The organism is Anabaena cylindrica UHCC 0172 (assembly GCF_034931625.1).
Taxonomy (GTDB): domain Bacteria; phylum Cyanobacteriota; class Cyanobacteriia; order Cyanobacteriales; family Nostocaceae; genus Anabaena; species Anabaena cylindrica_A.
Genome location: NZ_JAYGGY010000005.1, coordinates 1 through 12,449, shown reverse-complemented (window position 1 = coordinate 12,449; position 12,449 = coordinate 1). Strand labels below are relative to the sequence as shown.

The following is a 12,449-nucleotide window of genomic DNA, read 5'->3' as shown; positions in this document are numbered from 1 at the left end:
CTACACCCTTAAGAGTAAGCCACAAAATAAATGATCCTGTGTTGTCATGCTGAGTGTAGCAAAGCGAAACGAAGCATCTCGGAGGATTCTTTCCTTCAGAACGCTACGCGAACACTACACTTTGTTTCGTTCAGAATGACATCGGGCATTTCTTTTTGTGGAGTTCTCTAACTGAAATTGTTACAAAAAACGCAACAGCACCCCAGATCATAAATTACCCCTCGTACAATCCAAGTAGTGAGGAGTAATAGAGGCAAAATCATGAAATACCAGGGAAATGACCGGGGTTTGCTACCGATATTTAGCCGTTGTGGGTTAACAATGTTGCTAACTGCGGTGTTACTGGTGGACTCAGTGGCAGCAATGCCCAGAGGTACAGGGTTACAGATAGCACAACAGCAAGGAACGCAACAGGAAGCTATACGTGCTAAGGCTGAAAGGTTGTTGCAAGAAGGAATACAGCTTTATCAGCAGGGTACAAAGGAATCTTTATTACAAGCAATTAATAAATGGGAACAAGCACTTCCCCTGATGCGTGCAGTGAGGGAAAGGGATGGTGAAACTGCTACTCTCATTGGTATTGGCCGTGTCTACTCCGACCTGGGAGAAAAGCAGAAAGCACTGGCATACTATAACCAAGCACTTCCCTTATTACGTGCAGTGAGGGATAGGGGTGGTGAAGCCGTTACTCTCAATAATATTGGCAGTGTCTACTCCGACCTGGGAAAAAAACAGAAAGCACTAGAATACTATAACCAAGCACTTCCCTTATTTCGTGCAGTGGAGGATAGGGGTGGTGAAGCCCGCACTCTCAATAATATTGGCAAAGTCTACACCGACCTGGGAGAAAACCAGAAAGCACTGGAATACTATAACCAAGCACTTCCCATAGTACGTGCAGTGGAGGATAAGGGTGGTGAAGCTACTACTCTCAATAATATTGGCTTTGTCTACAACTCCCTGGGAGAAAACCAGAAAGCACTGGAATACTATAACCAAGCACTTCCCATAGCACGTGCAGTGTCGGATAAGCGTGGTGAAGCCCGCACTCTCAATAATATTGGCTTGGTCTACTCCGACCTGGGAGAAAAACAGAAAGCACTGGAAAAATATAACCAAGCACTTCCCCTGTATCTTGCAGTGTCGGATAGGGGTGGTGCAGCCACTACTCTCACTAATATTGGCAGTGTCTACTCCGAACTGGGAGAACAGGAGAAAGCACTGGAATACTATAACCAAGCACTTCCCCTCAGACGTGCAGTGTCGGATAGGGGTGGTGAAGCTACTACTCTCAATAATATTGGCAAAGTCTACTCCGACCTGAGAGAAAAGCAGAAAGCACTGGAATACTATAACCAAGCATTTCCCCTCATACGTGCAGTAGGGGATAGGGGTGGTGAAGCTGCTACTCTCAATAATATTGGCTTAGTCTACCACTACCTGGGAGAAAAACAGAAAGCACTGGAAAAATATAACCAAGCACTTCCCTTATTTCGTGCAGTGGGCAATAAGGATGGAGAAGCCAACACTCTATACAATACTGCCATAATACAACGCAGCCAAAACAACCTCCAAGAAGCCCTTACCATCATTCAAGCTGCCATCAACATCATCGAAGAACTACGCACCAAAATAGCCAGCACAGAACTACGTACATCCTACTTCGCCACCAAACAGGACTACTACAAATTCTACATAGACCTGTTAATGCAGCTACACAAACAAAACCCCAACAAAGGCTACGACGCACAAGCACTACACATTAGTGAACGTTCCCGCGCTAGGGTTTTAGTTGAACTTCTTACCGAAGCTAACATCAACATCCGTAAAGACATTAACCCCCAACTCTTAGCAGAAGAAACCCGCTTACTGTCCCTGAGAGATGGTAAAGAAAAACTCCTCTCAGAACTGATGAGTAAACCAAAACCTCCCGAAGAAATTATCCAAACCACTAAGCAAGAAATTCAAAATATCATCCAACAACAAAAGGAACTAAAAAATCAACTCCGCGCTACTAACAAAGAATATGCAGACTTAAAATATCCCGAACCTCTAACATTACCCCAAATTCAACAACAACTAGACCCCGATACAGTCCTATTACAATATTCATTAGGTGCAGAAAATAGTTATTTATGGTTAGTCACTCATAACAGTTTCACCACCTATCAACTACCCAAAGAAGCAGATATTAACAAAATTGCCCAAACATTAATTAGCAAATTAAAAGCACCCGTCATTGCTGGTGCATCACCCCAGGAAACCGCCAAAGATGTAGCAGAAACAGCTAAGGCAGCTAATGAACTCAGTCAAATAATTCTTAAACCTGTGGCTGATAAATTAGGGAAAAAACGGTTAGTAATTGTGGCTGATGGTATCTTACATCAAATCCCCTTTGCTGCATTATCTGACCTAACCGAAAAAACTAAATATCAACCCTTATTAGTCAATCATGAAATCATTAACTTACCATCCGTCACCAGTTTAGCTACCCACCGGGAAAAACTCAAAAACCGCAAAACTGCACCGAAAAAATTAGCTGTATTAGCTGACCCAGTTTTTAGTAATAATGATAGTCGGATCACAGGTAAAACAGAAGTTGCTTTATCCACAGATTTAGATTTAGAACGTTCTGCTTTAAGCCGTTCTAGTGCTAATAGAGGTTCATTATCTCGACTACCAGGAACTCGTAAAGAAGGAGAGGAAGTTTTAAAACTTGTTCCCAATAATGAAAGTATCCAAGCCTTTGATTTTGATGCTAATTATGAATGGGTCATAAGAGAAAAATTAAATCAATATCAGATGGTACTTTTTGCCACTCATGGACTAATTGACATGGAAAACCCAGATTTATCTGGCATAGTTTTATCATTGTTCGATAAACAAGGAAACCCGAAAAAAGGATTTTTAAGATTGAATGATATTTTCAACTTAGATTTACCTGCGGAATTAGTGGTATTAAGTGCTTGTGAAACAGGTTTAGCTGGGGAAGTTAAAGGAGAAGGTTTAATAGGTTTAACCAGGGGTTTCATGTATGCAGGTGCGGCTAAGGTTGTGGTATCTTTATGGAAAGTTAATGATGACGCAACAGCAGAATTAATGACTGAATTTTCTGGTCAAGTATTGAAAGAAGGTAAATCTCCCATTGTGGCTTTAAGAAATGCCCAGTTAAAATTATGGCAACAACAAAAAACTCAAGACCCGCGTTTTTGGGCTGCTTTTACTATTCAAGGTGAATGGCAGAAATAATTAATAGTTAATAATTAATAATTGTAGGTTGGGTTAAGCGATAGCGCAACCCAACATTTCTTGTTAACATTAATAATTGTTGGGTTTCACTGCGTTCTACCCAACCTACAAATCTCAATCATTATTATGTGTTACAAAAATTGTAACTACACCAGGATTTATTCCTTGGCATTTTATAATTGAAAAGTCAAAGATTCGTTTTCTCATTAATGGTGCGTTACCCTGCGCTAACACATCATACAAATTACTAAGAAAATCCACACATTACATAATTTTGAATGAGGAGTGTTTACCATGTCTAAAAGACTATTTGCTTTATTAACAGCAAGTGCGGTAATTGTAGCTGCTGCTGGTTTATCTGTAGAAGCACAAAGTAAACCTAAAGATAAACCAACAAATGCCCCTAGTTTTGTAAAATTGGAAAATGCAGGTAAATTAAATTTATCTTCTGCTGGTAATCCTTTTAAACCTGGTAATGTTAAACAGTCTAAAAAACCTTATGCTGGAGATCGGGGTATTATTGGTGATGATAACCGTGAACCAATGTTAAGTAGAGAATATCCTTGGTCTGCTGTTGGACGGATTCAAGGAACTACCACAGACGCAAAAAATTATCATTGTACAGGTGCTTTAATCGCTGAAAATTTAGTGTTAACAAATGCCCATTGTGTGATTGATTCAAAAACTCATCAACTCAGTAGAGAAATTGCTTTTTTACCTAATGTAATTAACGGTCAAGTTGCTGATAGAGAAGATATTGCTTTTGCAGAAAGAGTAATTTATGGTACTGATTTTACAGCAGATACAATCACTAATCAAACTCAAGATTGGGCAGTAGTCAGATTAAATAAACCAATTGGTAGAAAATATGGTTATTTAGGCTGGAGAAATTTACCAGTTTCAACGATGATTAATAATCCCAAAAAATTCTCTTTTGTTGGTTATTCTGGTGATTATCCTAATTCCAGTAAAAGAGGTTATGAGTTTTTAAGTGCTGGTGCTGGTTGGACTGCTGGTTTTCAAGAGGGATGCAGTATTGTGAAGGAAGAGAGAGATATACTGTTTCATGATTGCGACACAACCGGAGGTTCTTCTGGTGGTCCGATTATTGGTTGGATTAATAATCAGCCTTACATTGTAGCCTTGAATAATGCTGAAATTAAGGATGTTAACACCAATGAAGGTATTATTAATCTAGCTGTGAATATATCTTTTTTAGATAGACTGGCTGGCACAAATTAAGGATACAAAAATTTTCACATTCTGCGCCTATAGGTGAGAATATACTAAAAACGGGTTAAAAGTGTCATTCTGAACGAAGTGAAGAATCTCCGAGATACTTCTCTACGAGACGCTCCGCGAACGCTGCACTACGTTATGTATGGCTAACGCCATGCTTTGCGAACAGTATGACATAAGTCCAATTTTCAACCGTTTGCAGTATAATTAATAGTTCCACTATGTTGGGTTTCAAATTGTTGTTTAGGGCATTTTTGGATAAAATTCAAGTATCACATAAATTGCCCTAATCTTTATAAAACAAGCACTGTAGACATTTATGAAATATTCTACCCCCCCTGTGAACGGTTACGGCGGTAAGAACCTAGCCCAACTGACAATAGTTAATCTTAATACCAATTATCAATTACCCAAAAGCTTTGTAGCTAAAGTATTCATGTGTTTCCACAATTGAGTACCACCAACCCAATTATGTGAAGGTAAACGTCCTTTAGGTGCTGACGACATAAAAAATAAATTATGGGTAGGAGAGTTAGACTCAATTAAATTCCAACCCACAGCACCACAAAACTGACTATAATCTCTGCCACAATCTTCATAAATTTGCATCTGCACAGTGAAACCAAAATGGCCTTGACTATATTTTGTCCATAATTGGTCAATTATCTGTAAATCTTGATCAGGCAAGTTTTCTAAATCACTTTTAAACAAATAGCTTCTAGCACGCTTAGATAAAGATTTACACATTACCACCCAAGTCTCTTCATCTGCTTGTTGCCATTGCTTGGCCATTAGTAAGTCACGTAAACGTTTATAATCAACTCCTGCGGCTGAATATAGAGTATTAACTAGCTGTTTTTTAACTAGTTTTACTTCTACGTTGATTGCAGCTAAAACTTCTGTAGCCGATTGATAACGTTGGGAAAGGGCATTTTGGAGGAGTTTATCAAGAATTGCGCTCAAACGGTCGGAAATACGATCGCCATTAGGTAAATAATCTTGCCATATCCAGCGATCGCTTGTCACATCAAATAACTCAAAGGGAGAAACACCAGTTAATAAGTAAATGCAAGTCACACCCAAACTGTAAAGATCACTTGCTGGCAAGGCTTTACCCCGCATTTGTTCAGGAGCCATATATTCGGCACTACCCACTGTTGTCCCCGTATTTACCAAAGCTGTAGCGGTGATTTGTTTGGCAACCCCAAAGTCAATTAACACCATATCTCCAGTTGCAGAGTTGTCGGTGCGATTTGCTGCCTTGATTTTATTAGCTGGTAAGATTTTCCTTTGCTGTTGTTGAAGAGACAAAGATTCCAGTCCACCAATAGTCATGGTAGAACCTTTATTTAATAATGCCGCATTAGTAATTGGTGGAGGATCTTCAAATTCATTCCCAGCTATCGGAATATATCTCCGCATGATATTTGCTGGTTTAATATCCCGATGAATAACCCGTCGAGCATGGATAAATTGCAGCACAGGTAATAAATCTTTCAGCAATTGCCAAATATGCGCTTCACTAAATACACCTTGTTCTTGCAATTCCTGAGCTAAAGTACGCCCCACAATTAATTCCTGCACCAAATACAACTGACTTTCTTGTTCAAAGTGTGCCAATAATTGGGGAATTTGGGAATGCTGCAATTCATCTAAACGTACTGCTTCCTGATGAAATAATTCCACAACTTTTGTAAAAGTTGCTCTATTTGTATCTGAAAAATAAAGTTGTTTGATTACACACCTGGGTTTTGACGGCAAATGTTCATCTACAGCCAAAAATGTTCTGCCAAATCCACCGCTACCAATAGGATAAAGCGCCCGATAGCGTTCTTTTAGCAATAATCGCTTACCACATTTGAGACAAAATCGATTAGTATCTAGATTGTGCGGATATAGACAAGCAGTACAAAAACTCATTACAAATCATTAGTCATTGTTCACTGTGCAAAACTCTTCCTTCACCTGTTCCCTGTCACTTCATCGCTGCTCGACTTTATAAGTATAAAAGTTGTCCAACGCCCCTACAGTTTCAAACTTATAGTTAGGTAATAAATTATCAAGCTTGAGTTCAGTACTATAAACACTAAAAACAATATAATTTTGCCGTTTTGTCGTACTGGCAATAATATCTCGCATTTGTGGATTAACTGACTCAATTAACTTATCGCAATTAAATTGTATGAGATTTTGCAAAAAATTCGGTGTTTTTTTGCAAACATCCGTTTTTAAGTAGGTTGTCAGCCGTTGCACTGCATACTCTTCGTATTCAGCCTGTTGAGGATTTGTCTTGGCCATCGTCACTCCCAAGACGGCGATTCCTGCCGCTCCTACAGATGTAATAATAGTCCAGACTTTCATATACTCTCGATTGTGATGTGGTCTTTATACTATTAAAGATTACAAACAAATCAACTCAATTTCTGGCAAAAAAATATTGACCCTTTTTCCGAAGGCGTGCTATACTCAAGTAGTGAATGGCGAGCGTAGCCAAGTGGTTAAGGCAGTGGTTTGTGGTACCACCATTCCGCGGGTTCAAGTCCCGTCGTTCGCCCTTAAATATCTGAAATGTTCTACAACAGATAGGTTTATTACTTGAAAATGGAAGCTGATACAATTCTGATCAGCTTCCATTTTTGCTGTTATTGAACGCACATTAAGCCTTAGAAAATTCCTAAAAGAAAGATACAACTTAGCCCACAGAAAACAAGGAACGTGATAATCATCATGTTGCCTATACTGTGGCTAGAAGATGTTAAATTTTGTGTATTGTCAGCCATAATTTATCGACCAGATGTTAATGACTTGATACTGAGAATTGTAACTAAGAGAAATTAAAAATTTAGCAGAAAATATCAAAAATTAATTTTAATTTATTTAAGTTAAACTTTATAGCTGTTATTTCTAACCCAAGTTGCTAGTTATCTAGTTGAGGCTGTTAATTGGCGATAAAATCCCGGACTTCATCCTGGAAATTCTGATTCTGACAAAAATAAAACTTTATGTAGTTTTATTCCTGAATTAAGTAGAAAGGCGCAAAAAAACAGAAGTATATAACGAAACGTAAAGTTGCCTCAAAACCTCTTCCCTCCTGCCTTCTACCCCCTGCCTTGTCATAACGACAATTTTTAATACCGACCTACTTATGCATTCTGACTCATGATGTATTATGGGATTTAAGAAAAAGGTAATTATGAGAGTTTTATCATTAAGTTAATATTTGCTTAAGCACAACTAAAATCTAGAAATCATGCGAGTTAGGAATCTGATTCGTATTATTTGAAATTGCTACCATACATCTATCAAAAGTTAGAGAAAATGTACTCCTGTCGTTAGATACCAAAATATTGTGATATACCTAATTTAGGTCAATACCAACACGTTCTCTTTAATTTGCGAAACCTTACAACGCTCAGAAAATATATTGAGGCGTGTTGATCTGCTTTGCAAAAAAATATTATTTTGTATTTGTCATGTCTGAATTACTCCAAACATTACTAGACAGTGAAGAAAAAGTTGATTTACGTTCATTCATTAGTGAATTACGCCAGCAAGAAAAGAAGTATTGGCTGAGGAACGATATCATTAATGTTTATAGTGAGTATTGTTCTAAATACAATAAATCTGAGAAGTTCTGCACTGCGTCAAATTTAGGTAAACTAATTTACTATACACAGGAAATTATTCAAGAAGACTCAAGCTTCTGTTTTATCATCCGGCCGACGATTGCGAGTCAGGAAGTTTATCGGCTGACAGAAGAACTGGATATTATCTCCATGACGGTACAGGAATTGTTGGACTTGCGCGATCGCTTCGTCAACAGATTTCATCCCCAAGACGGTGATATGTTAGAACTGGATTTTGGTCCATTCTATGATTACACCCCAACTATCCGCGACCCGAAAAACATTGGTAAAGGGGTACAATTCCTCAACCGCTATCTATCTAGCAAGATATTCCAAGATCCGACAGAATGGTTAGAAAGCCTATTTAATTTCTTACGCTTGCACTGTTATAACGGCGTACAGTTGTTAATCAACGATCGCATTCAATCGCGACAACAACTTTCTGTGCAAGTTAAGAAAGCCATCGGATTGGTAAGCGATCGTCCTAAAGATGAACCCTACGAGCAATTCCGATTTGAATTGCAAATGATCGGTTTTGAACCTGGTTGGGGGAACACAGCCAGACGTGTACAGGAAACTCTCAACATTCTGGATGAACTAATTGATTCTCCTGATCCTCAAACTCTGGAAGGATTCATCTCTCGTCTGCCGATTATCTTTAGAATTGTTTTAGTTTCTGCACATGGTTGGTTTGGACAAGAAGGAGTTTTAGGCCGTCCCGATACTGGAGGACAGGTAGTTTATGTCCTTGACCAAGCAAAAAGTCTAGAAAAGCAGCTGCAAGAAGATGCCATGTTAGCTGGTCTAGAAGGCTTAAATGTCCAACCAAAAGTAATTATTCTCACCCGCTTAATTCCCAATAGCGACGGGACTCTGTGTAACCAAAGACTAGAAAAAGTTCATGGTTCAGAAAACGCCTGGATTTTGCGTGTCCCCCTGCGGGAATTTAATCCCAACATGACTCAAAATTGGATTTCCCGGTTTGAATTTTGGCCATATTTAGAAACCTTTGCCATTGACTCAGAAACAGAACTACTAGCAGAATTGCAAGGTAGACCAGACTTAATTGTGGGTAATTACTCCGATGGTAACTTAGTCGCATTTTTACTAGCGCGACGAATGAAAGTCACCCAATGTAATATTGCCCATGCCTTGGAAAAATCTAAATACCTGTTTAGTAACCTCTACTGGCAAGATTTGGATGATAAATATCATTTCTCCTTGCAATTCACTGCTGACTTAATTGCCATGAACGCGGCTAATTTTGTTGTCAGCAGCACCTATCAAGAAATTGTCGGTACAACTGATAGCGTAGGACAGTACGAATCTTACAAATGTTTCACCATGCCAGACTTATATCATGTAGTCAATGGCATGGAATTATTTAGTCCTAAATTCAATGTTGTTCCACCTGGAGTTAACGAGAATTACTACTTCCCCTATACCAGAACTCAAGATAGAGTAGAAAGTGATAGTCTCCGGTTGGAAGACATTCTCTTTACTCTGGAAGATCCTTCCCAAATCTTTGGTAAACTCGACGATCCTACCAAGCGGCCACTATTTTCAATGGCACGTCTTGACAGAATTAAAAATTTAACTGGTTTAGCAGAATGCTTTGGTAAAAGTCCAGAATTGCAGGAGCATTGCAACTTAATTTTAGTAGCTGGTAAGTTGCGTGTAGAAGAATCAGGTGATAATGAAGAACGAGATGAAATTATTAGACTATATAGCATCATTGATGAATATAATCTCCACGGCAAGATTCGTTGGTTAGGTGTGCGTTTAACCAAAAGTGATTCTGGGGAAATTTACCGCGTTATTGCTCAACATCAAGGAATATTTGTACAACCAGCTTTATTTGAAGCTTTTGGTTTGACAATCTTGGAAGCAATGATTTCGGGATTACCAACATTCGCTACCCAATTTGGTGGACCACAGGAAATTATTCAGGATCAGGTGAATGGTTTTTATATTAACCCTACAAATTTAGAAGATACAGCCACTAAAATTCTAGAGTTTGTAGCTAAGTGTGATCAGAATCCTAATTATTGGTCGGAAATTTCTCAGCAAGCTATAGAGCGCGTTTACAGTACCTATACTTGGAAGATTCACACTACCAAGCTGCTATCGTTAGCTCGGATTTATGGTTTCTGGAATTTTAGCTCTAAGGAAAATCGTGAAGATTTACTGCGCTATCTAGAGGCTTTATTCTATCTAATTTACAAACCCAGGGCGCAGCACTTATTAGAACAACATAAACATCGCTAAGTTCTGGTGGGACAGGTATCTTGCCCGTCCCAGTCCTTAAATTGACAACTCCCACCAAGTTCTTTGACCGACTATACCATCTACTAATAAACTGCGCTGATTTTGAAAGGCTTTGACGGCTGCTTCTGTCAGGGGACCAAATATACCATCGACTCGAATCCCATAGCCGTTGGATACTAATAAGCGCTGCATAATTCTTACAGATATCCCTGAGCTACCAAAACGTAAAGTTGGCATAGGTTGTCTATTGTATCCTTGATATCGTGCTAATATCTGCTCTTTGGTGGGGAGATCCTTGGCATCGGCTAAGTTCAAAGATATTGAGGACAGGTGCTTTTGTCGGATTTGCTTTAATATTTTATCCCGCTTGATAGCGATCGCTGAAACTTTAGATTTCTCTCTGCTATCTATTTCTATAAATTCAGGCGGTGTAATTTGAGCAGTAGAAGCTAACTGAGATAATTGACTAATGCTTGACTTCTGCACGCCATTTTCGCTCTGAAATGGTCGTTGCTCCGGCAAATGGGGCAAATTTGGTTGAGTTGTACTTAAAACGCCCGTCATTAGCAGGCCAATTTCAGTCATCGTAGTTCATCTGATATCTTGCACCTATAAGGATAAACCAGGAGTAGACAAACAATAAGGTAAAACTATGACTCCTACTAAAAAAATTATTTCCAGTAATATTCAGTCGTCACTTCAGTAATGTAGCGTTATTCCGAATTAATAATTAATAATTAATTATTTTATGTTTGGTCCAAAGCAATAGTAGACATCGCTCTGGACACTGGATTGATCTAACCCATAGAGTCAACAACTGGATGAAAATAGAAAGCGAAACCCAAAACCGTATAGGCAGCTAAAAGTAAAGTTCCTTCCAACCAATTAGACTTACCATCAGAACTAATGCTATTGGCAATTAACACCGATACCGCCACCGCAACTAATTCAAAGGGATTGAAATCTAAATCCATCGGCTGACCTAATAGCCGTCCGGCAATTACTAAAACAGGGGCTACGAATAGGGCAATCTGCATACTAGATCCTACAGCTACAGATAGAGAAAGATCCATCTTATCTTTCATTGCTACGGTGACGGCTGTAGCGTGTTCTGCGGCGTTACCAACAATGGGTAGCAAAATCACCCCTGTAAATAGTGATGTCAAACCTAACTTGGATGTGGCTACTTCTAAAGTATCAACCAGCAATTCTGACTCTAAGGCTACTAGCAAAGTACATACTAGCAATACACCAGTCCAAAGCCAAAGATTGGGTTTTTCTTCAGCGATTTCTTCTATTTTGACTTCTGTTTCTGCTCCTTGTATCTCTGCTACACCCACGTCATATAGATAGGCATGGGTTTTCATGGAAAATAGCAGTGTTAAGCCATAAACCAGAATTAAGACGACAGCAACTGCAAGGGAAAGATTCTGTACTGTTCTTTCACTAATACCAATGGAGGTGTAGTTCATCGCTGTTGGTAATAAAATGGCAATCACTGCCAAATTCATTGATGAAGCATTTACCCGTGCAACAACCGACTGGAATGTTTGTTCTTTGTAGCGTAGTCCACCCAAAAGCATGGAAAAACCCATGACTAAGAGTAAATTACTGATAATCGAACCGGTGATACTAGCTTTAACAACATCTATTAGCCCAGCGTTGAGGGCAACTAAAGCAATAATCAGTTCTGTAGCGTTACCAAAGGTGGCATTTAATAACCCTCCCAAGGAGGGACCCACAACCACGGCAATTTCTTCTGTGGCTGTACCCATCCAAGCTGCGAGGGGGAGAATTGCTAGTCCAGCAGTAATGAAAACTATTAAGTCTCCCCATTCCAGAAAGTGAGCGGTTACAGAGATTGGTATAAACAGTAACAAAATTGCAAAAATGATGTTTTTAGCTGACATTTTTTGTCTCGAATTTTGGATATTCAGTTACAGATGCCTATGATACTCTCAAGTGTCCGTGAAGCTATTCAGAAATTTTACTGTTTGTTAGATGGCAGCAGAGATATATACTAAAAACGGGTTAAAAGTGTCATTCTGTAGCTTGCTTCCCGTAGGG

At 39.0% G+C, this 12,449-nt stretch carries 7 protein-coding genes and 1 tRNA gene; 4 read left to right on the top strand and 4 right to left on the bottom strand.

Going from position 1 to position 12,449, the window contains the following annotated elements; all coding sequences use genetic code 11:
• The first annotated feature begins 261 nt into the window (after positions 1-261).
• Both VB713_RS02480 and VB713_RS02475 read left to right on the top strand, forming a co-directional pair.
• Positions 262-3,249 carry a CHAT domain-containing tetratricopeptide repeat protein gene (locus tag VB713_RS02480; protein ID WP_323310003.1) on the top strand — a complete coding sequence of 996 codons (2,988 nt, stop codon included), beginning with the start codon at positions 262-264 and terminating at the stop codon, positions 3,247-3,249.
• Positions 3,250-3,543: 294 nt separating this feature from the next.
• A complete protein-coding gene (locus VB713_RS02475; RefSeq protein WP_323310002.1) occupies positions 3,544-4,491 on the top strand; it encodes a trypsin-like serine peptidase in 948 nt (315 codons plus the stop codon).
• 399 nt (positions 4,492-4,890) lie between these two features.
• Here the strand turns inward: VB713_RS02475 and VB713_RS02470 are convergent, their stop codons facing one another.
• Together VB713_RS02470 and VB713_RS02465 are read right to left on the bottom strand one after the other, a co-directional pair.
• On the bottom strand, positions 4,891-6,408 hold the full coding sequence (locus VB713_RS02470; protein ID WP_323310001.1) for a serine/threonine-protein kinase: 1,518 nt from the start codon (positions 6,406-6,408) through the stop codon (positions 4,891-4,893).
• A 60-nt stretch (positions 6,409-6,468) separates the two neighbouring features.
• Positions 6,469-6,849, bottom strand: a complete 381-nt coding sequence (locus VB713_RS02465; RefSeq protein WP_323310000.1) for a DUF4359 domain-containing protein — start codon at positions 6,847-6,849, stop codon at positions 6,469-6,471.
• A gap of 119 nt (positions 6,850-6,968) precedes the next feature.
• Between VB713_RS02465 and VB713_RS02460 the strand changes: the two genes are divergently transcribed.
• Positions 6,969-7,042 (top strand) — tRNA-His (locus VB713_RS02460).
• A gap of 919 nt (positions 7,043-7,961) precedes the next feature.
• Complete coding sequence (locus tag VB713_RS02455) at positions 7,962-10,382, top strand: sucrose synthase (RefSeq protein WP_323309999.1); 2,421 nt, start codon at positions 7,962-7,964, stop codon at positions 10,380-10,382.
• 36 nt (positions 10,383-10,418) lie between these two features.
• On the opposite strand, the gene VB713_RS02450 is transcribed toward VB713_RS02455, so the two are convergent.
• Positions 10,419-10,967 carry a peptidoglycan-binding domain-containing protein gene (locus tag VB713_RS02450; protein ID WP_323309998.1) on the bottom strand — a complete coding sequence of 183 codons (549 nt, stop codon included), beginning with the start codon at positions 10,965-10,967 and terminating at the stop codon, positions 10,419-10,421.
• Positions 10,968-11,179: 212 nt separating this feature from the next.
• Positions 11,180-12,292 carry a calcium/proton exchanger gene (gene cax / locus VB713_RS02445; RefSeq protein WP_323309997.1) on the bottom strand — a complete coding sequence of 371 codons (1,113 nt, stop codon included), beginning with the start codon at positions 12,290-12,292 and terminating at the stop codon, positions 11,180-11,182.
• Between the last annotated feature and the right edge of the window lie 157 nt (positions 12,293-12,449).

Bases quoted from the DNA above. Each gene is read 5' to 3' on its own strand.
- VB713_RS02480 (WP_323310003.1), top strand. From the start codon at position 262: ATGAAATACCAGGGAAATGACCGGGGTTTGCTACCGATATTTAGCCGT.
- VB713_RS02475 (WP_323310002.1), top strand. From the start codon at position 3,544: ATGTCTAAAAGACTATTTGCTTTATTAACAGCAAGTGCGGTAATTGTA.
- VB713_RS02470 (WP_323310001.1), bottom strand. From the start codon at position 6,408: ATGAGTTTTTGTACTGCTTGTCTATATCCGCACAATCTAGATACTAAT.
- VB713_RS02465 (WP_323310000.1), bottom strand. From the start codon at position 6,849: ATGAAAGTCTGGACTATTATTACATCTGTAGGAGCGGCAGGAATCGCC.
- VB713_RS02455 (WP_323309999.1), top strand. From the start codon at position 7,962: ATGTCTGAATTACTCCAAACATTACTAGACAGTGAAGAAAAAGTTGAT.
- VB713_RS02450 (WP_323309998.1), bottom strand. From the start codon at position 10,967: ATGACTGAAATTGGCCTGCTAATGACGGGCGTTTTAAGTACAACTCAA.
- cax (WP_323309997.1), bottom strand. From the start codon at position 12,292: ATGTCAGCTAAAAACATCATTTTTGCAATTTTGTTACTGTTTATACCA.